Below are 25115 nucleotides of genomic sequence, written 5' to 3'. Positions count from 1 at the left end.
GCCCCCCTTCGAGGAGACCGGAACCGCATGCGCACCCATCACCTGGCCGTCATCGGCGGCGACGGCATCGGCCCCGACGTCACCGCCGCGGCGCTGGCCGGCGTGCGGGCGGCCGCCGGCCGGTTCGGCTTCGCCGTCACGACCACCGAGTTCGACCTCGGCGCCGAGGCGTACCTGCGCACCGGCGTCGCCATCGACGACGAGACCACCGCGCGGCTGCGGGAGCACGACGCGATCCTGCTCGGCGCGATGGGCGATCCCCGGGTCGCGCCGGGCGTCCTCGAACGCGGCTTCATCGTCGCGCTGCGGGTGGCGTTCCGGCAGTCGGTGAACATCCGGCCCGTCCGGCTCTACCCCGGCGTCACCAAACCCGGTCGCCGGGGTCACGCCGGACAACTGCGACCTGGTGATCATCCGCGAGAACACCGAGGGCCTCTACACGGGCGGCGGCGGGCTCTCCCACCCCGGCACGCCGCACGCGGTGGCGCTCCAGAACTCGGTCACCACGGTCGCGGCGACGACCGAAGCCGTCGACTTCGCGTTCCGGCTCGCGGCGTCGCGGCGCGGTCGGCTCACGTTGTGCCACAAGAAGAACGTGCTCCTCCACGCGGGCGGGCTGTGGCAGGACATCGTCGACGACGTCGGCACGCGCTACCCCGGCGTCGAGCACGACTACGTGCACGCCGACGCGATGTGCCAGCACCTGCCGCTGGACCCGGGCCGGTTCGACGTGGTCGTCACCGACAACCTGTTCGGCGACATCATCAGCGACCTCGGCGCCACCGTGCAGGGCGGCCTCGGCCTCGCCGCCAGCGCCGACTACAACCCGGCGGGCAGCGCGCCGAGCATGTACGAACCGGTCCACGGCTCGGCGCCCGACATCGCGGGCAAGGGCTGGGCCAACCCGGCGGCCGCGGTGCTGTCCGCGGCCCTGTGCCTGGCCGGGCTGGGCGAGCGGGACGCGGCGCTGGCCCTCGAAGCGGCGGCCGCGTCCGTGCTCGCCGAGATGCCCGCCTTCGCCGGCCCGGAGATGGGCGGCAGCACCGCCGAGCTCGGCGAGCGCATCGCCACGCGCGTCGCCGGCGTCGACCCGGCGGAGATCGGCGACCCGGCGCGGTCGCTGATGAGCGCCTTGGCGCGGCAGGCGGCCGGTATCCTCGATCGCTGACGGAAGGGGGCGCGGTGCCGAACCAGCCTGCGACGGCGAACGGGCGGGTCTTCCAGCGCGTGGTCGACTACGTCCAGACCGCCATCGCGGGCGGCGAGCTCAAGCCCGGCGACCGGCTGCCGAGCGAGCGCGAGCTGGTCGAGAAGTTCGGCATCGGGCGTGCGTCGGTCCGCGAAGCGCTGCGGGTCCTGGAGAACATGGACCTGGTCCGCTCGCAGCCCCGCGACCCGCGCGGCCCGCTCGTGCTGCCGATGTCGGTCGAGCCGGTGCGCCGGACGATCGCGCTGCTCGCCTCCACCGGTCAGCTGCCGCTCGCCGAGCTGGTGCAGTTCCGGATGATCGCGGACGCGTCGGCGAACCTGCTCGCCGCGGCCCGGCGCACCGACGAGCAGCTGCTGCGGCTCGAACGGAACATGGCGCGCATGCGCGAGTGCATGAACGTCGGCTACACCGAGTTCGGCCAGGCGGACATGGAGTTCCACGAGATCATCGCCGAGGCGGGCGGCAACAAGCTCGTGCAGGTCTACGGCGACGTCACCCGCGAGGCGGTCCTCAAGCTGATCCAGCAGACCATCCTCGACGCCGACGACGAGACCGCGCTGATGCTGCAGTCCATCCGCCACCACCGCGCGGTCTTCGCGGCGATCTCCGAACAGGACGGGCTGCGCGCGTCCCGCCTGGCGCGCGAAAGCCTCTACGCCTACTACGCCGACCACGTCGCACCGGCCGACCGGGCGATCATGGCCGACCTGGTCCGCGAGTGCGGTGGCGTGGTGCCGGACTGAGCCTCATCGCGCACGACAACGGCCCCGGGGGCAGCGCCCCGGGGCCGTTCGCCGGTTACTTCGTCTTGCGCTGCGCGCTCCCGGCGGGGGCGTGCCCGTTGGTCCCGCTGTCGGCCGGCTTGGCCTTCGGGGGCGCCGGGTTCGCGGCCGGCTCGGCCGCCGGCTTCTCCGCCACCGGCTTCGCGGTCTCGGCCGGCTCGGTCACCGGCTTCTCGGCCTGGTCCGCCTCGACCAGGGGGTTCGAGCGCCGGACCTGCAGGACCGCCGCGACCGCGGCAGCGACCCCGGCGAGGGCCAGCAGCCACGGCCAGCGGGCGCGACGGCCGCGTTCACCGCGGGCCACGCTCTTCGCTTCTTCGAGCGCGACGGCGAGGTCGCGCTTGGCCGTCGCGACGGCCTTGCGGCGCTTGCGGTTCGACTCGCCCGCCGAGCCCGCCACCGTCGCGATCGCCTGGGCCGCCTTGCGACCCGGGTCGCGCAGCTTGACCGCGCGGGACACCACTTCGTCGCGGGCGGCGACCGAGTGCTTCCGCAGCTTCCGGCGCGAGGACCGCGTGCTCTTGTCGAAGTCCTTGCTCGCCGAGCGGCCGACCTTCGCGAGCTCGTCGGCGCCTTCGGTCAGCTTGCGATCGGTGATCTCCACCGCCCGCGCCGCCGCGGCCGCTCCCACTCGCGCCGCTTCCGCGGCGAGGTCCCGGACGCCGGCCGCAGCCGTCTTCACCGATCGTCCGACCGGAGCATCGCCCTGGCTCATTGTGACCACCTCTCACTAGTCCGGCAGGCAGGGCCTGCTCAGCCTCACACCTGTGGGCTACCCACCGAACGGCCGTCCGGAACCTCGGACCACCCGTTGGAGTCGGTCAGGCGTGCACGTCGGGCAGGCTCGTGCCGCGCTGCCGGCGCCACGCGTCACCCGATTCGTCGTGGTCGGTGGAGGTGCTCAGGTGGGCCCACTTCGCGTCGGTGTCGACGCGGTGCTGCCACGCTTCGCGCCCGAACTCGTAGGCGTCGCTGCCGGCGAGCAGGCGCAGCGGCGGCTCGTCGAGGCCCGCGACCGTGAGCACGAGGCCGGCGACCTTGCGCGGGTCGCCGGTGGCGTGCTGCTCGAAGCCGGCCATCGCGCGGGCGGACGCGCCGACCGTCGCCTCGTAGGGCGCGCTGATCGGCGGCGTCGTCATCGAGGCGCCGCCCCAGTCGGTGCGCATCCCGCCCGGCTCGAGGACGGTGAGCTTGATGCCCAGCGGCGCGACCTCGGCGGCGAGGGCCTCGGTGAACCCGCCGACGGCCCACTTCGCCGACTGGTAGGCGGTCATCCCGGGGCTGCCGACGCGGCCGCCCACGGACGAGACCTGGATGATCCGGCCGCCGCCCTGCTCGCGCAGCACCGGAACCACGGCCTTCGTGACGTAGACCGTGCCGAAGAAGTTCGTCTCGATCTGGCGCCGGAAGACCTCGAGCGTCGTGTCCTCGAGGGACACGCGGTCGCCCTGGCCGGCGTTGTTGACCACGACGTCGAGCCGGCCGAAGGCGGCGACCCCCGCGGCCACCGCGGCTTCGGCGGCCGCCGGGTCGGTGACGTCGAGCGCTTCGACGTGGACCTGCTCGCCGTACCGGGCCACGAGGTCGTCGAGCGCACGCGGGTCCCGCGCGGTGGCGACGACGCGGTGCCCGGCGGCGAGGGCCTGCTCGACGACCCGGCGGCCGAGGCCGCGCGACGAGCCGGTCACGAAGAACACTGAACTCATGGGAAGCTCCTCAGTTAACGCAATGTCTTTGCGTTAAATCCGACGCTACGCCGGCCGTCGAGTTAAGTCAAAGCGGTTGCGTTATCGTGGACGGGTGTCCCAGCCCCGCCAACGCGCCCGCTCCGACCAGGACAAAGAGGTCCGCAAGACCGCCCTGCTGACGGCCGCGCGCGAGCTCGCGGCCGAGCGCGGTGTGCGTGAGGTCACGCTGACGGAGGTGACCACCCGGGTCGGCCTGCACCCGTCCGCGCTGCGGCGGTACTTCGAGTCCCGCGAGGAGCTGCTGCTCGAACTGGCGGAGCAGGGATGGGCGGACTGGCGCTCCCGGCTGCTGGCCGAGCTGGGCGGCCGTCAGCTGACCGCGGACACCCTGGCCGAGGTCGTCGCCGGGTCCCTGGACGCCCTGCCGCTGTTCTGCGACCTGCAGACCCACGTCGGGCTCAGCCTGGAAGGCGCGGTCCGGCTGGAGCGGGCCCGCCAGTACAAGACCGCGGCGTCCGCGGCGTTCGACGACATGACGGACGCACTGGTCGAGACGGTCGCCGGCCTGAGCCTGGACGGCGCCCGGACGGTGCTGACGGCGGCGATGAGCTGCGCGGCGTATCTGTTCCAGCTTTCGCGGCCGTCACCGACGCTGCGGCAGCTGTACGACGAGGAGCCCCGGTGGGCGCACAGCGCGCTGCGGTTCCGGGAGCAGCTGACGACGTTGCTGACGGCCGTGGCTCGCGGTGTCACGAAGGGCGGCTGACCATGCACATGCGCCAGCGGATCTTCCCGATCACGCTGAGCTTCGGCTCAACCGGTGTGCCGTGTACGACGCCCGTGACCGGTTTCGCCTCCGCGGGGTGACGTCCGGGCGGCCGGCGCCTGGCACCGTACGGGCGTCGGCCGCCTGCCCCGGGAGGTTCCGCATGGTGCGAGTGTCGATCGTCGATTTCCCCGCCTACCGGTTCACCTTCGCGTGGCGGGGCCGGTCGGGCACGGCGGGCCGCCGCCGTGAGCCGCCGCCGGTGCCGTGGCCGCCCGAGACCGGCCCCGGCTCCGGCGGCCCCGTCCTGCCCCGTGCGCTCGTCGTGCTGCTCGGCGCCGCCGCGACGGTCGTCGTGCTCGCCGGGGTGCGCGCGGTCGCCTGGCTCGCCGGCCCGGTGTTCCTCGCCCTGGTCGTCGTGATCACCCTCGACCCGGTGCGGACCTGGTTGCGGGACAAGGGACTGCCCCGCTGGCTGACCGTGACGGTGCTGGTGGTGACCGTCTACGCGGCCCTGCTCTCGTTCTTCCTCGTCGTCGTGGTGTCGGTCGCGCAGCTGTCGGCCCTGCTCCCCCGCTACACCGGGCGGGTCGACGAACTCCTGCACGACGGGCTGACCGCGCTCGGCCGGTTCGGCGTCGGCCGGTCCGAGCTGCGCTCCATGCTGTCGTCGGTCGACGCCGGGAAACTCGTCGGCCTGGCCGGTTCCCTGCTCGCGTCGGTCGGCGGCCTGGTCACCAACCTCGCGTTCCTGCTGGCCCTGCTGCTGTTCCTGAGCGCCGAGTCGGCGTGGGCCGGGCAGCGCCTCGGCCGGATCTCGGGTGACCGGCCATGGATTTCCGCGTCACTGCGGGGTTTCGCCTACGGAACCCGCCGGTACCTGCTCGTGACGACGGTGTTCGGCGGCATCGTGGCCGCGCTCGACACCGGCGCGCTCGCCCTGCTCGGCATCCCGGGCGCGGTGCTGTGGGGGCTGCTCGCCTTCGTCACCAACTACGTCCCCAACATCGGCTTCCTGATCGGCGTGGCCCCGCCGGCGGTCATCGCGCTGCTCGACGGCGGCTGGAGCGCCCTGCTCGTGGTGCTCATCGTGTACGCCGGGCTGAACTTCGTGGTGCAGTCGCTGATCCAGCCCCGGTTCGTCGCCGGCTCGGTCGGACTGTCCACTTTGGTCACCGTGCTGGCCCTGGTGTTCTGGACCTGGCTGCTGGGCCCGCTCGGCGCGATCCTGGCCGTGCCCGCCACCCTGCTGGCCAAGGCGCTGCTCGTGGACGTCGACCCGCGCGCCCGCTGGGCCGAGGCGCTGCTGTCCGCGCCCCGCCGCGACGACGGCTGACGGCTCAGGTCAGGCCGTGCTGGCGCGCGACCACGACGGCGGAGCGCCGGTTGTTCACGCCCAGCTTGCCGTAGATGGCCCGCACGTGGGTCTTCACGGTGTTGACCGAGACCGTGAGGTCCGACGCGATCTCGTCCAGCGACCGCTGGGAGGGCAGGCGCCGCAGCACCACCTGCTCCCGGTCGGTCAGGTCGCTGGACGGGTCGTGCGGGACGAGCCGGCCGCGCACCGACTGCGCGAAGCGGTCCAGGGAGCCGAACCCGCCCGAGTGGTCGATCAGCAGGTCCGCGACGCGCGGCTCGGCGAGCGCGAACGGCCGCACGAGCCCGTTCGGCCGGGCGAGGGCGAGCGCGCGGTCGAGGGCGTGCAGGGCCTTGGTGCGCCGGTGCGAACGCAGCGCGAGCGCGGTTTCGACGAGGCAGAGGTCGACCGGGGTCGCGGGCAGCGACGCGGGCCCCACGGGGGTGTCCCGCAGGATCGCTTCCGCCGCTTCGGTTTCGTCGGCGGCGAGGTGGGCCCGCAGGTGCAGGAGCGTGAGCTCGCCGCTGCCGGGCAGCCGTTCCTGGGCCCAGGCGTGCACTTCGGCCGCGTGCAGTCCTTCGCCGAGGGCGAGCGCCGCGTGGTGCTCCGCGACCGCGCAGACGCCGGCGATCTCGCGGGGCAGCTCGATCCCGGTGAGCCGGTGCCGCGCGGCCCGCATGGCCTGCGAGCCGCCCGCGCGGTCGCCGTCGTCGAAGCGCACGACACCTTCGAAGAACTCGCGCAGCGGCCCGAGCAGCGGCGCACCCCCGGGGACCTCCGCGGCCGTCGCCTGGGCGAGCTCGCGGGCCGCGGCGACGGGCTCGGCCCGCATCAGGTCGTCGTAGGCCAGCAGCAGGTGGCACTCGGCCACGCCCGGCGACCGGCGCCGGCCGCGGCGGCGCGCGACGGCGAGCGCACCCGTGCAGGCGCGCCGCATCGCCGGGTGGTCGCCGTGGAAGGCGGTGGCGACGGCCAGCGCCAGTCTGCTGTGGAGCGCGAGGTGGTCGAGCCGCTCGCCGTGGGCGAGGCGCAGGGCCTCCTCGGCGCGGGTGACGGCGTGCCGGCGGGCCCCGCGGTGCAGCGAGCGCCACGCGAGGTCGAGCTTCGTCCAGGCGTCGAGCTCCGGAGACCGCACGGGCACGGAGATCTCGGCCTCCGGCGGCCGCTTCCCCGTCACGAGGGCCAGGTGCCGGACGGCGAGGGTCCACAACGCGTCATCAGCGTCGGACCCGGGCAGCGGGTGCGCCGCCCCCGGCTCCCCCAGGTCGGCCGCGGCTTCGGCGAGCTGCCCGCGCTGGATGTGCTCCAGCGCCGACGCCAGCCGCAGCCGGGGGTTCAATGCCACCGTCTCCGCGCCCAGGTGGGTCAGCGCGACGCGCACCGGGTCGCCGTCGCCGGCCAGCACCTGCCGTACCGCGTGGTCGCAGGCCAGGGTCAGCACGCGCTGCCGGTCGCGGCCCGACACCGCGTGCCCGAGCGCCTCCCCGAACCGGCCTTCGCCGGTGTACCAGCGCGCGGCGATCCCGTGCAGCCGCAGCACCCGCTCCGGGCCGCGGCGGGCCAGCTCCGCCCGCAGGAAACCGCGCAGCAGCGGCGGAAGCCGGTAAGTCTCGGCCGGGGTGCGTGTCACGAGCCCCATCGCGCGCTCGAGCTCGTCCAGCGTCGCCCCGGCGTCCGGGCGGCCCGACAGCCGCACGGCGAGCGTCGCGCTCACCGCGTCGCAGACACTGATGCACAGCAACAGGTCCGACGTCGACGCCGGCAGCCGCGAGAGCACTTCGTCGGCGAAGAACCGCGCCACGGCACGCTCGTCGCCGGTGACCGAGGCGACGAGCCCGTCGGCGTCTTCGGCTTCCCGCACCGAGACCGCGGCCCAGCCGAGCGCCGCGGCCCAGCCGGCCGTGCGTTCGGTGAGCTCGCGGACGCGGTCGTCGCCCACCGCGGCGCCGGTCGCCCGCAGCAGGCACGCCGTTTCCCGCACGGTGAAGCGGAGTTCGGCCGCGCCCACCCGGGACAGGGCCGCTTCCACGTGCAGGCGGGCCAGCCGCAGCCGCGGCTCGACCCGGGTGGCGAGCACCAGCCGCAGCGCCGAGGGCAGGTGCCGGGCCAGCGCCGCGAGCGCTTCCATCGGCTCCGGGCGGGCGATCTCCTGGAGGTCGTCGAGCACCAGCCGCACCGGGCCCAGCCCGCGGAGAGCGTCGTCGAGGTCGGCCAGGAACTCCTGCCGCTGGCCGGGCGGCGGCGGGGAAAGCCGGTGCAGCGCGCGGTCGGCGGGCACGGCCGGACAGCGGCGGAGCGCGCCGAGGATCGCCGCCCACAGCCGGCACTCGTCGTTGTCGTCGTCGTCCAGCGACACCCAGGCGACGTCGTGGCCGTCCCCGGCCCAGCCCGCCAGCGCGGTGGTCTTGCCGGCCCCGGCCGGGGCCCGGACCACCGTGACGGGCCGGGCCGTCGCGCGGTCGAACAGGGCCCCGAGCCGGGGCCGGGGCACGAAGATCCTCGGCAGCCGCGGCACCGTGACCTTCACGCCGGGGATCCGCCGGTACCGGGACGTCGTTCGAACGGGCACGTCAACCTCTCGGCTGTCGGGAGAAACGGGCCCCGGTTCCGCGGTCGACGCCGGGCGGAGGCCACGACTTTACTGATCACCGGAACGCGGCCGGCGGCCGCGTTCCCCGGCTCACCAGATTTCGTAGGTGGCTTCGTCGCCGTGCACGATGACGGCCCAGATCACCAGGACGTCGAGGGCGATCACGACGAGGCCCCAGAACGGGTACGCGGACAGGAAAGCCAGCTGCGCCAGCGCGTTGAAGCCGGCGAGCGCGACCGTGACGACCCGGGCCCACTGCGCACCGGTGAACAGCGCGATGCCGGTCAGCACGGCGAGGACGCCGACGATCAGGTGGATCCAGCCCCAGCCGGCCAGCGAGAACACGAGCAGGCCCGACGGGCCCAGCACGTAGTAGTCCCGGTCGAACAGCGCGACCAGGCCCTCCACCGCGTTGAACAACCCGGCCAGGATGGTGATCGCGCCGGCGAACCAGAGCCAGCCGACCCGCCGCGACCGGGCCACGGCGGGCGGTGGCGTGCGGGCGCTCGTCGGCCCGGTCCGGGATTGCGTGTGTTCGGACATGGTCCCTCTTTCCTTCGGGGGCTGCGGACCCGGGCGATCGTGGCCGGTTCCCCGTCCGGCGGGCCTCGCCCACCCCAGGTGAGATCACCCGGCCTGCCCGTGGCTCACACGGCGCGGGCGATGCCGGCACGGCGGCATCCGCAGCACAGTGCGGCGAAGACCACCGAAACCGGACCGAGGAGGAATGTCATGGCCGCGTTGACCGTCTGGCGGTTCCCCACCGTCGAAGGCGCCGAAAACGCACTGGACCTGTTACGGCAGTTGCAGAAGCAGCAGCTGATCTCGATCGCCGACGCGGCTTTCGTGAGCTGGCCCGAAGGGCGGAAGAAGCCGAAGACCAAGGACCTCGGTTCCCTGACCGGGGCCGGCACGCTCGGCGGCGCGTTCTGGGGCCTGCTGTTCGGCCTGATCTTCCTCGTCCCGTTGCTGGGCGCGGCCGTCGGCGCGGCTGCGCGACGCCTTCGGCGAAACCCCCGAACCGGCGCCCCTGTGACCGACGGCGTCATCCGCGCGAAGGCCGCCCGGCGAGCACGCGCAGCAGCGCGGCGACCGCTCGCCGGAGGCCGCCCGGGACCGCCGCCGACGCACCGGGCGCGTCCGGCGGCAGGCGGACCCGCAGTGCCGCGGGCAGCACGCCGAACCGCAGCGGCGGCGCGCAGCGCGCGGGTTCGCCGTCCACGGCGGCGTCGACGAGCGCGGCCGCGGACTCGACCGTGAACTCCCGCGTGCGCCACGCGCGGTACCCCGGAAACCGGGTCAGGTCGCCGCGCAGTTCGGCGGCGACCAGCTCCGGCACGTCCCGCGCGTGGTCGACGGCGACCGTGACGATCCCGAGCGTCCCCCGGTCGAGCCGGTCGCGGCCACCGAACCCGCTGAGCCGATCGAGGCGGTACGGGCCGTTGGCGACGAGCAGGACGTCCACCGGCGGCATCGGCCGCCCGTCCGGCCCGGGGAAGGCCAGCGGCCGCCGGGCGGCCGGGCCGAGCAGGCCGGGCAGGCACCGGGCGATCGTGGCGACCCGCGCGTCGCGGTAGCCGGGCGCGCGGACGAGGTCGGCGTAGACGCCCAGCGAAACGTTGTTGACGAACACCCGGCTCCCGAGGAGCCCCAGGTCGACGCGCCGCTCGACGGCCTCGCCGAAGGCCGCCAGCGCCGCCGCCGGGTCATCCCGGTCCAGCCCGAGGTCGCGCGCGAAGTGGTTGCGGGTGCCCGCGGGGACGCAGACGAACGGCAGGCCGTGCCGGCGGGCGACGTCGGCGACGACGGCCTGGCAGCCGTCGCCGCCCGCCATCCCGAGCACGTCCGCGCCCTCGGCCACCGCCCGTTCCGCGAGCTCGCGCAGGTCGCCGCCGAGTTCTGGTTCGAGGGGCCGGATCCCGAGCGCGCGGGCCCGTTCGCCGAGTCGCGACGCCGTCGCCGAACCGTTGCCGGACAACGGGTTGAGCAGCAGGACGCCCGCCGATGCCGGGGCGACGCGGCGAGTGGGCGGCGCGGCGGGCAGGTCTGGGCCGAGCGCGGTCCGCGCGGTCGCCAGCGACGTCGCGGCGAGCCCGGCGGCGGCCGCGAGCAGGGCGTAGGGGTGGATCCCGGGCAGCAGCACGAGCAGGACCGCGGCGGCGCCCCCGAGCGCCGCCGCGGCCACCCGCGAGAGGCCGCGGCGCACCAGCGCCGCCCCGCCGGCCGCGAGCGCACCCCCGAGCAGGAGCACCGCGAGCACGAGCTGGACGGGCTGGCGGAGCAGGGCACCGGACACCACGGCGAACGCCGCGAACAGCGCCGTCACGGAGATCCCCGCGCACACCCGCCGGGTCGCCGACGGCCGTCCGTCCGCCCGCTCCGCCATCACCGCACCTCCGCGGCCCACCCTGCGGTGCGGGCGGGCCCGAGTCGTCACCCGTGGTGGATGACTCCCGCTTCACCCCCGGCGGGCGACGCCCCGGCCGGGCGCGCGGCCGACGATCCCGTCCATGTCACCGAACCAGGACACCGCGACCCGCGACGACCGCGTCGCCAGGGCCCACGCCGCCGGGATCGCCGTACCGCGCGCGGACCACGCCGAGTTCCCCGCCCCCGGCCGGCGGGCCGACCCGCTCGCCCTGCTCGCCCGCCAGGACGCCGACCGCGTCCCCGAACTGCTGCCGCTGCGCTACGGCCGGATGGCCGCGTCGCCGCTGGCCTACTTCCGCGGGGCCACGCTGCCCGCGGCGGCCGACCTCGCCGCGACGCCGCGGACCGGGTTCACGGTCCAGGCGTGCGGCGACGCCCACCTCGGCAACTTCGGCCTGTTCACCTCCCAGGGCCGGCGGCTCGTGTTCGACTTCGCCGACTTCGACGAAACCCTGCCCGCGCCCTGGGAATGGGACGTCAAGCGCCTCGCCGCGAGCTTCGAGGTCGCCGCGCGGGAGAACGCGCACCCCTCGATCCAGCGCCGGCGCACGGTGCTCGCGGTGGTCGAGGCCTACCGCCTGGCGATGCACGACTTCGCCCGCCGGACGGCCCTCGAGATCTTCGCCGCCCACGCCGACACCGCGACGCTCCGCACGGTCGCGGCCCACCGCCTCGGGCCGGCGAGGCGGCGCGCGCCCGGCCGGGACGCCACGGTGCGCCGGTTCACCGAGGTCCGCGACGGGCAGCTGCGGCTGACCGCCCGGCCGCCGCTGGTCGTCCCGGCCGGCCGGCTCGCCGGTGACGGCGACCCGGCGACGCTCGCGGACCGCCTCCGGGACGTGCTTTCGCGCTACCGGCGCACCCTCGGGCCCGCGCGGCGCGCGCTGCTCGACCGCCACCAGCTGGTCGACGTCGCCCGCACGGCCGCCGGGGCGAGCGGCGTGGGCACCCGGTGCTGGGTGGCGCTGCTGGCGGGGTCGGGCACCCGGGACCCGCTCTTCCTGCAGCTGAAGGAAGCCCGGCCGTCGGTGCTGCAGGACTACACCGGCGCCGCCGTTCGCGGCGGGGCCGGCCGGCGGGTCGTCACCGGGCAGCGGCTGATCCAGGTCACCGGCGACGTCTTCCTCGGCTGGGCCCACGTGACGCGGTTCGACGGGCGCGCGTGCGACTTCCACGTCCGCCGGCTGCGCGGCGGCCAGGGCGGCGCCGACGTCACGGCGATGACCCCGGCCGTGCTGCGCGCCTACGGCCGGCTGTGCGGGTGGACCGTGGCCCGGGCGCACGCCCGCACCGGCGACGCGCTCGCCATCGCCGCCTACCTCGGCTCCGGCCCGGTGTTCGCCGAAGCCGTCCGCGAGTTCGCGGTGGCCTGCGCCGACCAGAACGAACGCGACCACGCCGCCCTGCGCCAGGCGATCCGCCTCGGTCACGTCACGGCGGTGCCCGGGTGGTGAAGTGCCGGTCCGTCAGGGGAATCCGCGGTACTCCTCGCTCGGGAGCTCCCGGACCCGGTGCACGGACTCGACGCGCATCCCGAGCACCTCGAGCCGGCACAGGATTCGCGGAAGGCTGCCGGGATCGGCCACCGTCCCGAAGACGATCGTTTCCGGAGGAACGGGAACCACGAGCACACCCCGGAAATCCTCGACGCCTTCCCCCGCCCGATCCGGAATTGCGCCGTGGCCCCGGAAGACGTAATTCACGCCCGTCCGGCGGCCGAGCAGCGCCGGCCGGGTCACCGGGTGCCCCCGCCCCGGCGGGCCCGGCCCGCCGCGTACCAGGCGCCGGCGACCAGGACCGCGTCAAGCGCCACCACGGCGGCCGACCAGCCGCGCGGCGGCAGGAAGAACAGGCGGGCGACCAGGTCCGCGGCGGCGCGGACGCCGATGCGCACCTCGGCCGCCGGGCTGAGCGCGGCGAGCGCGACGGCCAGCCAGAGCAGCAGGGTCGCGACGCCGACGCGGCCCGTGCGCACCACGTCGAGCACCACGAGCTCCCCCGGCCCCAGCCAGAGGAACCGCGCGGCGGCGAATCCGCGCGGCCCGCGGCCACGGCGGCTTTTCCCGGAATCTCCACGGCTTTTCACGCGCCACACGATTCTGCGCGCGCCCGGCGTTTTCCTCGCCCGCAGCGGGTGAGCCGGACGAATTGCGTGGCAGGATCCGCCGGGACGTTCCGGAACCGATCGCGAAGGAGAATTGCGCATGCGCCAGTGCTGCGATGACTCGCCCCGAAGACGGGTACCGAGGACGAAGATCACCGTCCCCGGGCCGCCGGTGGACCTCGTGTCGCGGCCGCGGTTGCGCACCGTCCTCGACGGAGCGGGCGACGCGGCCATGGTGTTCGTGGGCGCGCCGGCCGGGTTCGGCAAGACCGTGCTGCTCGCCGACTGGGCCCGCGGCCACGACGGCGGAGCGGTCGCCTGGCTCTCGGCCGACCCCGACGACAACGACGACCGGCTCTTCTGGTCCGCGGTCCTGGAGGCACTCGGCGGCTGTGACCGGATCCCGGACGGCAATCCGGTGCGGCGGCTGGCCGTGCCCGCCGCGCCGAGCGCCGATCTCGCTTTCCTGGCCCGGCTCGCCGACGCGCTGGACACCCTGCCCGAGCCGGTCCTGCTCGTCCTCGACAGCGCGCAGGAGATCACCGCCGCGGCCCCGTGGCACGGACTGCAGACCCTGTTGCGGCACCAGCCGGCGGGCCTGCGCCTGGCCGTCTCGAGCCGCCGGGAACCACCGCTGCCGCTGGGCCGGGCCCGGCTCGCGGACCGGCTCGTCGAAATCGGCGCCGCGCAGCTGCGGTTCTCCGAGGAGGAGGCCGAAGCCCTGGTGGCCACCGGCGACGCGAACATCCCGCGCGACCAGGTCGGCCCGCTCGTCACCCGGACCGGCGGCTGGCCGGCCGGGCTGCGCCTGGCCGCGGCGTCCGCGGCCCGGCACGGCAGCCTGCGCGACTTCCTCGCCGGCCGCGACCCGGCCGTGCTCGACTACCTGACCGACGAGGTGCTCGCCCCGCTGCCGCCGGACCGGCGCGAGCTGCTGCGGGTGCTCAGCGTCTGCGACGACGTCCCGGCCGGGCTCGCCCCGGTGCTCAGCGGGCGGGCCGACGCGGAGGCGGTGCTGCGGGAGCTGGGCGAGCCGGTCACCCGGGTCGTCGAAACCGGCGGCACGCCACCCCGGCACCGGGTGACGCCGTTGCTGCGCACCTACCTGCGGGCCGAGCTGCGGCGGCGGGCCCCGGACCGGTGCCGCACCCTGCACGCGGCGGCCGCCCGCTGGTTCGCCGAACACGGCAGTCCCGCGGCGGCGCTGCGGCACAGCGTCAGCGCCGGGAACCCCGCCCGCGTCGCGGAACTGCTGCGCGAGCACGCCGTGACGTTGTTCCTCGCGGGGGAACACGACGTGCTCCGGCCGGCGCTCGCCGTGCTCGAAGACGGGCGGATCACGGCCGATCCGCTGCCGACCCTGATCTCGGCCTCGCTGAGCCTGGAGGCGGGCGAGACGTCGGCGGCCGGGCTGCGGCTGGCCCGCGCGGAGGCGGCGTGGCCGGACTCGCCGACGGCGGAGCAGACCGTGCTGCGCCAGCTGGCGTACTCCCGGCTGGCCCAGCTCGACCGCACCCCGGCCCAGGCCGTCCGCGCGGCCGGGGAGGTCGACGAAGACCTGGCCGCCGAGGCCGGTCTCGGCGGGCTCGCGGCCCTGCACCGGGCCGCCGTCCTGATCGCCCGCCACGACCACGACGCGGCGCGGGCGTCGCTGGTGCCGGTGCTCGCCGCCGCGGAGGAGCGCGGCCAGGACTTCACCGTCGCCCAGTGCCTCACCACGCTGGGCGCGCTGGCCTGCCACGACGGCGACTACCGGGTGATGGACACGCTGGCCCGCCGGGCCGAAGACCGCCGGCCCCACCGGGATCCCCGGCGATCGCTGCAGGGCGCCCGCGTGTCCGCGATGCTGGCCTACGGCGGGCTGCTCCGCGGCGAACCCGCCGAGTGCCTCGAGCAGGCCAAGCGGATCGGGCAGCTGCTCGGGGACGCCCCCGCCCGCGCGGCCGGCGACCTGCGCCTGGTCGCGGAAACCCTGCGCGGTGCCGCGGAGTTCGAGCTCGGCGCGTGGCACGCGGGGCTGCGGCGGATGCGCCGGGCCCGCACCCGGCTGGGCACCGGACGCGGGTGCCCGGCCGGGCACGCGGCCCTGTGCGCGGTGCTGGAGCACCGTGCGGCGCTGCGGCTGGGCGCGGCGGGCCAGGCCCGGGAAACCGTCCGCTGGGCCCAGCCGGTGCTCGCCGGTTCGGGGGAACTGCTCCTGATGCGGGCCCGGACGCAGCTGCGGCTCGGCCGGCAGGGCGCGGCGAGCTCGGTGCTGCGGTCCCTCGTGGACGACGTGGCGCCGATGGTGCTGCCGTGGGGCGCGATCGAGGCGTCACTGGTCGGTGTGCAGGCCGCGCTGGCCGCCGGGGCGCGGGAGCGGGCGGCCCGCCTGCTCGACGACGCGCTGCGCGCGGCCGAACCCACCGGCGTCCGGTTCCCCCTCGTGTTCGCCCCGCCCGAAGTCGTCGGGTTCCTCACCAGCCGGCTCGGCGGCCTCGGCGCGGGCGAACGGTTCGCCGGGGAGGTGCTCGCGCTGCGCCGCCGGCTGCGCACCCCGCCGATGCCGGCCCCGCTGACCGAGCGCGAACGCGGCGTGCTGCGCCTGCTGCCGACGCAGCGGTCGATCGAGGAGATCGCCCAGGACCTGACCGTCTCGCCGAACACCGTCAAGACCCACGTCCGCGGCATCTACGCGAAGCTCGACGTCCGCAGCCGGCGCGAAGCGGTGGCGATCGCGCTGGAACGCGGCCTGCTCGACACCGAGGTCGCCGACTTCACGGTCTGACGCCGCTCGCCCCACCCGTCGCGGGTGAGGCGGGCGGGCGCGGGATCGGGTCGAGTGTGCCCGGCCCGATCCCGTATCCGTGAGGAGAAGTCATGGCACTGGCGAGCGCGGAGTACCCGTTCCTCGATCTGATGTGGACGATGCTGGTGTTCTTCTGCTGGGTGGCCTGGTTCTGGCTGCTGTTCGTCGCCCTCGGCGACCTGTAGCGCCGCTCGGACGTGTCCGGCTGGGCCAAGGCGGGCTGGACCGTGCTGGTGATCGTGCTGCCCCTGCTGGGGGTCCTGCTCTACCTGGCCACCCAGGGCCGGCACCTGGCCGAGCGGCAGCAAGCGCGTGAAGTGGCTTCGCGGCGGCATTTCGAGGAGTACGTGCGGTCGGTGTCCACAGCGGACACGAGCGGCGCGGCGCAGATCGCCGAAGCCCGGCGGCTGCTGGAAGAAGGGATCATCGACGACCGGGAGTACCACGCGCTCAAGCAGAAGGCCCTCGCCCGGTGATCGCGCGGCGGTGGCGGTTCGTCCACTTCGCGGTGCTGCGGCCCCTGCTCACGGTCACGGCGCTGCTCTGCCTCTACTACCTGCTCCCGGTCGACCAGGCCCTGCGGCCGTGGACGGTGGCCGTCTTCGCCGGCGGGCTCGCCGTCGTGGTCCTGCTGGTCGTCGGCGAGGTGCGGCTGATCCTGCGGTCGCCGTTCCCCGCCTGGCAGGGGATCCAGGCGCTCGCCCTGATCCTCCCGCTGTTCCTGCTGCTGTTCGCGGACGTCTACTACGTGCTGGCCCACGACCGCGCCGGCGCGTTCAGCGCGGGCCTGACCCGGACCGACGCGCTCTACTTCACGGTCACCGTCTTCGCCACGGTCGGCTTCGGCGACATCACCCCGGTGTCGGCCGCCGCCCGGGTGCTGGTGACGGCGCAGATGGTCGCGGACCTGGTGGTGCTGAGCGTCGTGCTGCGCGTGATCGTGACGGCGGTGCGATCGTCCACATCGGACGCTTCAGTCCGGCGGCGGGAGCCGCAGCGCCGCCGCCAGGCCGGCCAGGGCCGCGACGACCAGGGTCGTGAGGGCCAGCGCGAAGGACCGCCCGCCGAGGTGCGGCGTCCCGGCGAGGACGGAGCCGGCCAGCGCGGTCCCCACCGACGAGCCGAGGTTGGACACGCTGCGCGACACCCCCGAGATGTCGCCCTGGTCGGCGTCCGGGAAGCGGGACTGCACCAGGTTCACCGACGCCGTCAGCATGATCCCGACCCCGGCGCCGAGCAGCAACAGCCCGGGCACCGCGCTCGCCACCCCCGAGTCCGCCCGCACCAGCAGCAGCACGAGCACCAGCCCGGCGACGGCGAGGACGAAGCCACCGCGGACCAGGCCGCGCTGGGAGCGCCGCCGCGCCATCCGCCCGGCGGCCGCCGAGGCGCCGAGGATCCCGATCGTCGCGGGGGTCAGCATCAGGCCCGTCTCGATCGCGTCGTAGCCGCGAACCTGTTGCAGGAACACGGCGATCACGAAGAACGAGCCCTGGAGCACGAGCCACTGCACGTGCTGGGTCGCCAGCCCCAGCCGGGTGACGCGGTCGCGGAAGAGCCCCGACGGCACCAGCGGCGCCAGCCCCGCCCGCTCCCGCGCCCGGACGTGCGCGAAGAACCACACCAGGATCACTCCCCCGAGCGCGGCGAACACCCACACCGGCGAGAGCCCGCCGGCCGGGAGCAGCACCACCCCGCCGACGGCGAAGTCCGCGCGGGAGACGAACCAGCCGTAGGTGCCCGCCTGCAGGACGCCGGCCACGACGAAGAACAGGCCGGCCGCGGAGAGGACCGCGCCGGCGACGTCGAACCGCGCCTCCCGCGGCGGCGCGGGCGGCTCGGTGGCCCGGGCCGTGAGCAGGATGATCAGGACGACCAGAAGCACCTGCAGGAGAAAGGAAGCCCGCCACCCGAGCCACGTCGTGACCAGGCCGCCGACGAGCGGGCCGGCCGCGGCGCCGAGCGCGCCCGCGCCGCTGACGAGGCCGAAGGCGCGGGCACGGGTCGCGACGTCGGGACAGGTGACGGTGACCAGGATGTAGATCGGCGGGATCATCAGCGCCGACCCGATCCCCTCCAGCAGCGAATACCCGGTGAGCAGCAGCCCGGGCCCGGGCGCGACGGAGGCCAGCAGCGCCCCGGCGCCGTAGACGGCCAGGCCCGCGAGGAAGCACCGCTTGCGGCCCAGGACGTCGGTCAGCTTGCTGCCGGGCACCATCAGCGAGGCCATGGTGAGGGTGAACAGGGTGATCGCGGTCTGCACGCCGATCACGGTCGTGCCGAGGTCCGCGGCGATCACGCTGACGGCCACGGTCATGGTGGTCGCGGCGTAGCTCGCGACGAACTGGGCGAGGGCCAGGGGCAGCACGGTCATCGGCGGGCCTTCCGGTCGGGTCCGCACACGGTGGCGCGCCCGGAGCCGGGCCACCTCACCCCACGCGGATGAGGCAGCCCCCGGCCGGGCCCGAGACGGTGCTCTCGACCGCTTACGGCGTCCCGAGGAGGAAAGATGACCGAGACCGCGATCGCCGAGCACGGGCTCATCGGCGACCTGCAGACCGCCGCGCTGGTGACCACCGACGGGTCGATCGACTGGTTCTGCAGCCCGCGCTTCGACTCGCCGTCGGTCTTCGGCGCCCTGCTCGACGACGAGCGCGGCGGCCGGTTCCGCATCCGCCCGGCCGGCGCCTGCGCGGGGTCGCAGATGTACTACCCGGACACCGCGGTGCTGATCACCCGGTTCTCCGGGCCGGACGGCATCGGCGAGGTGGTCGACTTCATGCCGCCGTGCGACGGCGTCGCGACCACCGGGCACCGGATCGCCCGGCTGGTGCGCTGCGTCCGCGGCCGGATGACGTTCGACGTGCTCGTCGCGCCCCGCTTCGACTACGGCCGCCGTACGCACCAGGCGATGCTCGCCAAGAACGGGGCGGTGTTCGTCGCGCGCGAGTCGTCGCTCGTGCTGCACCCGGTGCGCGAGCGCGACGACGAGCACTTCGCCGAGGCGCGCGTCGAAGGCGGCGACGTCCACCTGCGGCTCACGCTGACCACGGGCCAGGTCCGCGGCGTCGTGCTCGAGACGGACGCGGCCGAGCCCCCGCACGAGATCCGGCCAGACGAGTTCACCGACCTGCTGGAGTCCACTGTGGACTGGTGGCGGTCGTGGCTGGCGGGGTCCACCTACCGCGGCCGCTGGCGGGAGATGGTGACCCGCTCCGCGATCACGCTCAAGCTGCTCACCTACGCACCCACCGGCGGGCTGGTCGCGGCGCCGACGCTCGGGCTGCCCGAACAACTCGGCGGCGAGCGCAACTGGGACTACCGCTACACCTGGGTCCGGGACGCGTCGTTCTCGGTCTCGGCGTTGCTGGGCCTGGGGTTCGTCGAAGAGGCGGCCCGGTTCGGGGAGTGGCTGGGCGACCGGATCCGCGAAGGCCGCGGCGGCGCGTCGGGCCCGCTCGCCGTCCTCTACCGCGTCGACGGGACGACCGACCTGCGCGAGGAGAACCTGGCGCACTGGGCCGGGCACCGTGGGTCGAGCCCGGTCCGGATCGGCAACGACGCGGCCGGGCAGCTGCAGCTCGACATCTACGGCGAGGCGCTGGACAGCGTCTTCACCGCCGACCGCGCGGGGTTCGGGCTCCCCCACCGCGGCTGGACGGCCGTCCGCGCGGCGCTCGACTGGCTCGGCGAGCACTGGGACCAGCCCGAGGAGGGCATCTGGGAAACCCGGGCGGGCCGCCAGTGCTTCACCTACGGCCGGCTGATGAGCTGGGTGGCGTTCGACCGCGGCATCCGGATGGCGGCCACCCACGGCCGCCCGGCGCCGGTCGAGGACTGGACGTGGCAGCGCGACAGCATCTACGACCAGATCCTGAACCGGGGCTGGCACCGCGCGCGGCAGGCGTTCGTCCAGCACTACACGGGCGACGAGCTGGACGCGTCCCTCCTGCGCATGCCCCGCACGGGTTTCCTCCCGTCCCGCGACCCGCTGTGGCTCTCGACGCTCGACGCGATCCGCGCCGGCCTGGTGACCGACAGCCTGGTCCACCGCTACGACCCGGCGGCGTCCCCGGACGGCCTGGCCGGCACCGAAGGCACGTTTTCGTTGTGCAGCTTCGCTTACGTCGACGCGCTGGCCCGCGCGGGCCGCCTGGAGGAGGCCCGCACGGCGTTCGAGAAGATGCTGACGTACGCCAACCACGTCGGCCTGTACGCCGAGGAGATCGCCCCGACGGGCGAGCAGCTCGGCAACTTCCCGCAGGCCTTCACCCACCTGGCGTTGATCGACGCGGCGGTGACCCTGGACGCCGCGCTCGGCTGAGGCCTGGCTTAGTGGGTCTCGGTGCTGTAGCCGCCGTCGAGGGTGAAGGTGGCGCCCGTGATGTTGCCGGCCACCCGGTCGCTCGCCAGGAACGCCGCCAGGTTCGCGATCTCCGCCGGCTGGGTGAAACGGCCGGTGACCGCGTGCGCCGCGGCCTCGCCGGCGACGGCTTCGGGGTTCGCGCCCGTGGCGCCGGCGACCGTCTCCGCGACGCCGCCGGCGCCCAGCCACAGGTCCGTCGCCACCGGGCCCGGGTTGATCGCGTTCGCGCGGATGCCGTGGGAGCCGAACTCCTTCGACACCGACTTCGTGAAGTTGACCAGCGCGGCCTTCGCGGCGCTGTAGTCGATGACCGCCGGGTCGGGCAGGTACGCGTTGATCGAAGCGATCGTGACGATGCTCCCCCGGCCGGCCGTCACCATCGCCGGCAGCACCGCGCGCGTGGCGCGGACCGCGCTGAGCAGGTTGAGGGTGACCGACCGCGTCCACTCGTCGTCGGTCACCAGCAGGAACCCGTTCGGCCGGGGCGTCACCGCGCCGACGTTGTTGACCAGCACGTCGACGCGGCCGAACTCGTTCAGCGCCAGCTCCGCGAGCCGGCCCGGGCCGTCGGCGGTGCCGAGGTCCACGGCCAGCGCGTGCGCCTTCCCGGCCCGGACCAGGGCGTCCAGGCCCTTCCCGGGGTCACGGGCGCCGGCCACGACGTGGGCACCCTCGGCGACGAGCGCTTCGGTGACGGCCAGGCCGATGCCCCGGCTGGCGCCGGTGACGACGGCGACCGTGTCCCGCAGTCCCAGGTCCACCGGCCTAGAGCCCGTGCTCGCGCAGCCAGCCGAGCACGGCGTCGGCGACGTCCCGCCAGCCGCTGTCGATGGTCAGCGAGTGGCCGCGCCCTTCGAACTGCTTCAGCTCGGTGACGGCGGCCGAGTCGCGGTACTGCTTGAGCGTGGAGCGGGTGACCACGTCCGGGACCGTGTGGTCCGCGGTGCCCGAGATCAGCAGCAGCGGGCCGCGGTCCGCGCGGTGGGTGTCGACCTTCGCCTGGGAGTGCAGCACGAAGTTCGCCGCGGCGGCCTGGAACAGCGGCCGCGCCGGCGACGGGATCGTCCAGCGCTCGTACAGCGCGGCCGACTCCTCGTCGGTCAGCGCGTTGCCGAAGCCGAACCGGAACTCCTTCTCGGTGAGCGACACCGCCCGGTGCAGGTTCGCCGGGTTCCCCAGCGCCGGCAGGCCCGCGCGCAGCTGCGCCAGCGGGAGCGGCAGGACGCCCTTGATCTGGGCGGGATCGATGGCGACGCCGGCCGCGCCGATGCCCTGGCCGAGCAGCTTCTCGGTGATCAGGCCGCCGAAGGAGTGGCCGATGATCACCGGCGGCCGCGGGAGGCCGGCGATGATCGACGCGAAGTGCTCGGTGGCGTCGTCGATCCCGATGTCCGCGACGGCCTCGGGGTGCTCCCGCGCCTGTTCGACGGTTTCGGGCTCGTGCGGCCAGCCGGGCGCGACGGGCTCGTACCCGGCCGCCCGGAAGTGCTCGGCCCACGGGGTCCACGAGGTGGCGTGCAGCCACAGACCGTGGACGAACACGACCGGGGTGCGCACGTCTGTCATCGGTTCCTCCGCCTCGCTCGGGGTTCTCAGCGAAGCCAACACGATGCGCGGCAAGGAAGTCCAGGGCCTGTCGCGTGCGAATCGATAGCCGGGGTGGCATCGTTGGCGTCCGTTCCTTCGTCGCGCGCGGAAGGCCCGCATGGACCTCGATCTCAGGCTGGTGCGGTACTTCGTCACGGTCGCCGACGAGCTGCACTTCGGGCGGGCCGCCGCCAAGCTCTTCATCAGCCAGCCGGCGCTGTCCAAGCAGATCCGCCGGCTCGAAGCCGACGTCGGGGCGCCGCTGCTGGTGCGCGACAGCCGCCACGTGACCCTCACCCCGCGCGGCGAACGGTTCCTGGCCCTCGCGCGGCAGCTGCTGGCCACCGCCGACCAGATGCTGCGCGAACCCGCGCCGAACCGCCTGCGGGTGGCCCACATCTTCGAGCTGGACACCAGCCGCGTCGTCACCGACGCGTTCCTCGCCGCGCACCCTGGCGTCCCGGTGGTGCAGAGCCAGATGGACAGCGCCCGCCAGCTCGCCGCGCTGCTGGAGGACCACCTCGACGTCGCGATCCTGCGCGTCACCACGGCGTTGCGGGCCGAACACCCGGCCGGCTGGCACCACGAGCTGCTGCGGCTGGAGCCGTTCTGGCTCGTCGGCCGCCCCGGCGACCCGCGCCGGCCGACCGCGTCGGTCCACGAACGGCCCCTCGAGGTGTTCGCGGACGCGCCCGGCACGGCCCTGTACAACGTGCACGGCCACTACCTGAGTTCGCTGGAGCAGCACACCGGCCTCGCCCTGCGCTGGCTGGGCAACCCCGGCACGTTCGACCACTGCCACGCGGCCCTGACCCGCGCGCCCGAGAGCGCGTACCTGCTCGAGTTCGACAGCTACGCACGCCGCTTCGCCGGCCACGGCCTCCCGGTCCACCGGCCACGCGAGCTGCAGCCGGTCTACCCGTGGTCACTGGCCTGGCGCGAGGGCGAGCAGCCGGAGACGGTCCGGGAGTTCCTGCGGATCGCCCGCGAAACCGCGGGCCGGCACCGGTGGCTGCACCCCGCCCGCGCGGACGCGGCACCGCTGTGGGCCCCGCCCGGAGACCTGGCGGTCGAGCCCAGTTGAGCGGCCGACGACCTGAGCCACCCCCTTGGCGGGCGGCGCCGAGCCGGACGCGGCCCTGATCGGCTCGTGCGACGTCAGCCGAGCCGACGGCGCGCCTGTTCCCGGATTTTGCCGGGTGTACGCGGGTCGTCGACGAGCCTTTGCATCGCCGGCCGCGCCAGCCTTCTGTCGTGATCCATCGCGATGTCCGCGGCCTCGAGACGAACCGTGTGGTTACGGTCGTGCGTCGAAACGTAGACAAGGGCTTCGGCGACCGACGAGTTTCCCGGGAGGGCCTGAGCGGCGAGAATCCGGATCCGCCCCTCCGCTCCTCTGACGATGGCCTGCAGTGCCGCCTTCCCGCCCGAACGATCATGGGGAAGGAGCGCCTTCGCGGCCCGAAGGCGAGCATTGACCGGGTGGGCGGTCGTCGCGAACCGACGGAGCACGCTCACCCCGTCGGCCCCGGCCTCGATCGCCGCGGTGATCCGCAGCTCGATGGGTGCCTTCGGTCGCTCGGCCACCTTGAGGAACAACCGGCGGCCGCTCGGGACGTCCCTTTCGGCGACGTTTCGGGCGGCCTCCATCGCCGTTTGATCATCGGAGTTTTCGACCATCGAGCGGTAGAGAGCGAAGATCCGGTCACGACGGAGGGTGGGCAATGCCACCCGCACGGCTTCGAGCCGGACCTTGCCCGGGACCTGCCGGTCCTCCGCGAGTTCGGCGAGCACTGACGTGGTCATCGCGGCGTCACACTTGTACGCCTCGCGCAGCCAGTTCAGCCTGGCGACCTGGCTCGACGAGCCATTCGTCGCGATCGAGATGAACAGCCGGGCCGCCAAGGGCTTGTCGACGCCACCGACAGCCCGAGCTGCGTCTCCGCGGTACACCGCTTCAAGCTCGCGGTTTTCCGCCAGGCCGACCAACGTTGCCGTCGATCCGCCATGGGTGGCGACGATTCGGGTTCCCGCAGCCACCCGTAAACTCGGAGACACCAATGGAAGAGCGGCGAACCGTTCCAACGCCGGAATGGCCAGCGCAGGCTCGATCTCACCGATCATGACCGCGGCGCGGTACCCAGCTTGCCCGTCGACCAGATCCCGACGGTCGAGCAGGTCCTCCAAGATCCGCGAACCTGCCGCGGGGTCACGGCCACGGACCAGGTCGGCGATCCGCACGGCGGTGCCCACCTCGGCGGCCGTCGCCGCGAACTTCCTCGCCGCGGCGGCCCAGTCCGAGCCCGGCAAGGCCAGCAGGGCAGCCAGGATTTCCGCTCGCTTCCGGTCGGGCAGCCCGTAGCCTGCCGCGATGAACTCCTGCATCAACTCGGGCGCCCCGATGAGGATCACCGCGTCCGCACGCAGGTCCTCCATGTCGCGGCTCGCAGCCAGCAGTCCGAGGGCACGGATCCCCTGTGCCCGGTCATGCGCCAAGATCAGGTTCGCGGTGTCGAATCGATCCCGTGGTTCGCCCGTCAAGTTTCCCGCGAGGATGGCGAGGCTCTTCGCGCCTCGGAGCTTGTCGCGGCTCGTGATCTCGCCGACCGCGGCGAGCCGTCGGCGGTCCGTTGTGCCCTGGCCGGGATTCCGGACCATCGACTCCAGTTCGGTGAGAGCCTGGCCGCCGTCGAGCTCGAACAGCCAGCCGACCGTTGCCTTCCACGCGTCGGACTTCGCAAGGGCCTCGCGCAGTACCTCGAGGACCTGCTCGCGGACACCGCCGTCCGCAAGCAGGTCCCGCCGGGACAGTTCGATCACGAACCGGATGTTCGGATCCCGGTTTCGCTCGTGCAACAGGGTACGAATCCGCTGCTCCACAACCGGCCGGGCGGAACGCCACCACAACGCGGCAAGGATCTGCTGCATCCCGGCGTCCGGCCACGGCCACATCGCCTGTGGCGCCAGGTACTTCCGCACTCGAAGGGACCGGGCGCGGGGGTACCGCCTGACGACGTAATGTGCGTGGAGGTAGTCCGCCACATCAGGGCGATCGAACTGAAGCCTGCCCTCGCCGGCCGCGAAAAGGGTGGTCGTGCGCAGCAGGTCGGCCGATCTGCGACGACGTTCGGCATCGGACATCTCACGTGGCCAATCGAACCCGGCGAGTCCGTCTCCCCCGCGCGCAACGTCTTCCAGAACCCCACGGGCACCGTCAGGCCGAAGGAACGGCGCCGCGGCAAGCTTTCCGACCGCGGACTGCACCAACTGCTCAAGCTCTTCCAACTCGTGTGGCAAGCGCTCAGCGGTCACGATCGACCATGCTAATGACGCCGCGAGGCAGTGCCCATGACAAAGACGGGACACTCGACGGACAAACCACTTCCCGTTGTCTGGTGGTCGAACTCGTCTCCTGACACCACCGCAAGGATCTTCAAGACCCCGGCG

The 25115-nt window shown here is 74.3% G+C and carries 20 protein-coding genes and 3 pseudogenes; 11 read left to right on the top strand and 12 right to left on the bottom strand.

Translation table 11 applies throughout. From position 1 onward, the window contains the following. The first annotated feature begins 27 nt into the window (after window positions 1-27). Both ACWEN0_RS21360 and ACWEN0_RS21355 read left to right on the top strand, forming a co-directional pair. Window positions 28-1168 (top strand): annotated as a pseudogene (locus ACWEN0_RS21360) (3-isopropylmalate dehydrogenase). 14 nt (window positions 1169-1182) lie between these two features. After that, entirely contained in the window at window positions 1183-1953 is a 771-nt protein-coding gene (locus ACWEN0_RS21355; protein ID WP_451975938.1) for a FadR/GntR family transcriptional regulator, read from the top strand. A gap of 55 nt (window positions 1954-2008) precedes the next feature. Here ACWEN0_RS21355 and ACWEN0_RS21350 read toward each other — a convergent pair whose 3' ends face one another. Together ACWEN0_RS21350 and ACWEN0_RS21345 are read right to left on the bottom strand one after the other, a co-directional pair. Beyond that, window positions 2009-2674 carry a hypothetical protein gene (locus ACWEN0_RS21350; RefSeq protein WP_451975935.1) on the bottom strand — a complete coding sequence of 222 codons (666 nt, stop codon included), beginning with the start codon at window positions 2672-2674 and terminating at the stop codon, window positions 2009-2011. A gap of 139 nt (window positions 2675-2813) precedes the next feature. Beyond that, a complete protein-coding gene (locus ACWEN0_RS21345; RefSeq protein ID WP_451975932.1) occupies window positions 2814-3698 on the bottom strand; it encodes an SDR family NAD(P)-dependent oxidoreductase in 885 nt (294 codons plus the stop codon). Between the two features lie 94 nt (window positions 3699-3792). On the opposite strand from ACWEN0_RS21345, the gene ACWEN0_RS21340 reads away from it, so the two are divergent. Together ACWEN0_RS21340 and ACWEN0_RS21335 are read left to right on the top strand one after the other, a co-directional pair. Beyond that, window positions 3793-4446: a TetR family transcriptional regulator gene (locus ACWEN0_RS21340; protein WP_451975929.1), complete on the top strand. Its 654-nt coding sequence runs from the start codon at window positions 3793-3795 to the stop codon at window positions 4444-4446. 163 nt (window positions 4447-4609) lie between these two features. Further along, a complete protein-coding gene (locus tag ACWEN0_RS21335; protein ID WP_451975926.1) occupies window positions 4610-5782 on the top strand; it encodes an AI-2E family transporter in 1173 nt (390 codons plus the stop codon). Between the two features lie 4 nt (window positions 5783-5786). On the opposite strand, the gene ACWEN0_RS21330 is transcribed toward ACWEN0_RS21335, so the two are convergent. From ACWEN0_RS21330 to ACWEN0_RS21320, 3 genes are all read right to left on the bottom strand, one after another. Then, window positions 5787-8372 (bottom strand): LuxR C-terminal-related transcriptional regulator, encoded by a 2586-nt coding sequence (locus ACWEN0_RS21330; RefSeq protein ID WP_451975923.1) that lies wholly within the window; start codon window positions 8370-8372, stop codon window positions 5787-5789. 111 nt (window positions 8373-8483) lie between these two features. Further along, window positions 8484-8936 carry a DUF7144 family membrane protein gene (locus ACWEN0_RS21325; RefSeq protein ID WP_451975920.1) on the bottom strand — a complete coding sequence of 151 codons (453 nt, stop codon included), beginning with the start codon at window positions 8934-8936 and terminating at the stop codon, window positions 8484-8486. Window positions 8937-9040: 104 nt separating this feature from the next. Beyond that, the gene (locus tag ACWEN0_RS21320) at window positions 9041-9277 is read right to left on the bottom strand and encodes a hypothetical protein (RefSeq protein ID WP_451976193.1); all 237 of its coding nucleotides are present in this window, start codon (window positions 9275-9277) and stop codon (window positions 9041-9043) included. Between ACWEN0_RS21320 and ACWEN0_RS21315 the strand changes: the two are divergent. After that, a pseudogene (locus tag ACWEN0_RS21315) lies at window positions 9180-9386 on the top strand (DUF1269 domain-containing protein); the annotation flags it as partial. The gene ACWEN0_RS21320 and the pseudogene ACWEN0_RS21315 sit on opposite strands and share 98 nt — an antisense overlap. Window positions 9387-9438: 52 nt before the next feature. On the opposite strand, the gene ACWEN0_RS21310 reads toward ACWEN0_RS21315, so the two are convergent. Next, complete coding sequence (locus ACWEN0_RS21310) at window positions 9439-10779, bottom strand: diacylglycerol/lipid kinase family protein (protein ID WP_451975917.1); 1341 nt, start codon at window positions 10777-10779, stop codon at window positions 9439-9441. A gap of 124 nt (window positions 10780-10903) precedes the next feature. On the opposite strand from ACWEN0_RS21310, the gene ACWEN0_RS21305 reads away from it, so the two are divergent. Further along, a complete protein-coding gene (locus ACWEN0_RS21305; RefSeq protein WP_451975914.1) occupies window positions 10904-12277 on the top strand; it encodes a DUF2252 domain-containing protein in 1374 nt (457 codons plus the stop codon). A gap of 12 nt (window positions 12278-12289) precedes the next feature. Here the strand turns inward: ACWEN0_RS21305 and ACWEN0_RS21300 are convergent, their stop codons facing one another. Both ACWEN0_RS21300 and ACWEN0_RS21295 read right to left on the bottom strand, forming a co-directional pair. Further along, window positions 12290-12562, bottom strand: coding sequence for a hypothetical protein (locus ACWEN0_RS21300; RefSeq protein WP_451975911.1), 273 nt, complete (start codon window positions 12560-12562; stop codon window positions 12290-12292). Next, on the bottom strand, window positions 12559-12909 hold the full coding sequence (locus tag ACWEN0_RS21295) for a hypothetical protein (protein WP_451975908.1): 351 nt from the start codon (window positions 12907-12909) through the stop codon (window positions 12559-12561). Before ACWEN0_RS21295 ends, ACWEN0_RS21300 begins: the two co-directional genes overlap by 4 nt. 118 nt (window positions 12910-13027) lie before the next feature. Between ACWEN0_RS21295 and ACWEN0_RS21290 the strand changes: the two genes are divergently transcribed. The 3 genes and pseudogenes from ACWEN0_RS21290 to ACWEN0_RS21280 form a co-directional block, all read left to right on the top strand. Then, entirely contained in the window at window positions 13028-15694 is a 2667-nt protein-coding gene (locus ACWEN0_RS21290; protein ID WP_451975906.1) for a LuxR C-terminal-related transcriptional regulator, read from the top strand. A gap of 218 nt (window positions 15695-15912) precedes the next feature. Next, window positions 15913-16191 (top strand): hypothetical protein, encoded by a 279-nt coding sequence (locus tag ACWEN0_RS21285; protein ID WP_451975903.1) that lies wholly within the window; start codon window positions 15913-15915, stop codon window positions 16189-16191. Next, window positions 16188-16607, top strand: a pseudogene (locus tag ACWEN0_RS21280) (ion channel); the annotation flags it as partial. The gene ACWEN0_RS21285 and the pseudogene ACWEN0_RS21280, both read left to right, overlap by 4 nt. Window positions 16608-16688: 81 nt before the next feature. Here the strand turns inward: ACWEN0_RS21280 and ACWEN0_RS21275 are convergent. Further along, the gene (locus ACWEN0_RS21275; RefSeq protein WP_451975901.1) at window positions 16689-18089 is read right to left on the bottom strand and encodes an MFS transporter; all 1401 of its coding nucleotides are present in this window, start codon (window positions 18087-18089) and stop codon (window positions 16689-16691) included. 135 nt (window positions 18090-18224) lie between these two features. Between ACWEN0_RS21275 and ACWEN0_RS21270 the strand changes: the two genes are divergently transcribed. Further along, complete coding sequence (locus tag ACWEN0_RS21270) at window positions 18225-20039, top strand: glycoside hydrolase family 15 protein (protein WP_451975898.1); 1815 nt, start codon at window positions 18225-18227, stop codon at window positions 20037-20039. Window positions 20040-20047: 8 nt separating this feature from the next. Here ACWEN0_RS21270 and ACWEN0_RS21265 read toward each other — a convergent pair whose 3' ends face one another. Together ACWEN0_RS21265 and ACWEN0_RS21260 are read right to left on the bottom strand one after the other, a co-directional pair. Beyond that, the gene (locus ACWEN0_RS21265) at window positions 20048-20842 is read right to left on the bottom strand and encodes an SDR family NAD(P)-dependent oxidoreductase (protein WP_451975895.1); all 795 of its coding nucleotides are present in this window, start codon (window positions 20840-20842) and stop codon (window positions 20048-20050) included. Between the two features lie 4 nt (window positions 20843-20846). Next, window positions 20847-21647, bottom strand: coding sequence for an alpha/beta hydrolase (locus ACWEN0_RS21260; RefSeq protein ID WP_451975892.1), 801 nt, complete (start codon window positions 21645-21647; stop codon window positions 20847-20849). 139 nt (window positions 21648-21786) lie between these two features. Here ACWEN0_RS21260 and ACWEN0_RS21255 point away from each other — a divergent pair, with 139 nt between their 5' ends. After that, the gene (locus ACWEN0_RS21255) at window positions 21787-22752 is read left to right on the top strand and encodes a LysR family transcriptional regulator (protein WP_451975889.1); all 966 of its coding nucleotides are present in this window, start codon (window positions 21787-21789) and stop codon (window positions 22750-22752) included. 74 nt (window positions 22753-22826) lie between these two features. Here the strand turns inward: ACWEN0_RS21255 and ACWEN0_RS21250 are convergent, their stop codons facing one another. Then, window positions 22827-24980, bottom strand: coding sequence for a hypothetical protein (locus tag ACWEN0_RS21250; protein WP_451975886.1), 2154 nt, complete (start codon window positions 24978-24980; stop codon window positions 22827-22829). Window positions 24981-25115 lie beyond the last annotated feature (135 nt).

The organism is Amycolatopsis sp. NPDC004378 (assembly GCF_053602455.1).
Note: the sequence above shows the minus strand (reverse complement) of the source record. Positions and strands in the feature narration are given on the sequence as shown.

Excerpts from the sequence above, each read along its gene's own strand:
- ACWEN0_RS21345 (WP_451975932.1), bottom strand. The coding sequence starts at position 3,698 with ATGAGTTCAGTGTTCTTCGTGACCGGCTCGTCGCGCGGCCTCGGCCGC.
- ACWEN0_RS21335 (WP_451975926.1), top strand. The coding sequence starts at position 4,610 with ATGGTGCGAGTGTCGATCGTCGATTTCCCCGCCTACCGGTTCACCTTC.
- ACWEN0_RS21325 (WP_451975920.1), bottom strand. The coding sequence starts at position 8,936 with ATGTCCGAACACACGCAATCCCGGACCGGGCCGACGAGCGCCCGCACG.
- ACWEN0_RS21310 (WP_451975917.1), bottom strand. The coding sequence starts at position 10,779 with ATGGCGGAGCGGGCGGACGGACGGCCGTCGGCGACCCGGCGGGTGTGC.
- ACWEN0_RS21305 (WP_451975914.1), top strand. The coding sequence starts at position 10,904 with ATGTCACCGAACCAGGACACCGCGACCCGCGACGACCGCGTCGCCAGG.
- ACWEN0_RS21290 (WP_451975906.1), top strand. The coding sequence starts at position 13,028 with ATGCGCCAGTGCTGCGATGACTCGCCCCGAAGACGGGTACCGAGGACG.
- ACWEN0_RS21275 (WP_451975901.1), bottom strand. The coding sequence starts at position 18,089 with ATGACCGTGCTGCCCCTGGCCCTCGCCCAGTTCGTCGCGAGCTACGCC.
- ACWEN0_RS21270 (WP_451975898.1), top strand. The coding sequence starts at position 18,225 with ATGACCGAGACCGCGATCGCCGAGCACGGGCTCATCGGCGACCTGCAG.
- ACWEN0_RS21260 (WP_451975892.1), bottom strand. The coding sequence starts at position 21,647 with ATGACAGACGTGCGCACCCCGGTCGTGTTCGTCCACGGTCTGTGGCTG.
- ACWEN0_RS21255 (WP_451975889.1), top strand. The coding sequence starts at position 21,787 with ATGGACCTCGATCTCAGGCTGGTGCGGTACTTCGTCACGGTCGCCGAC.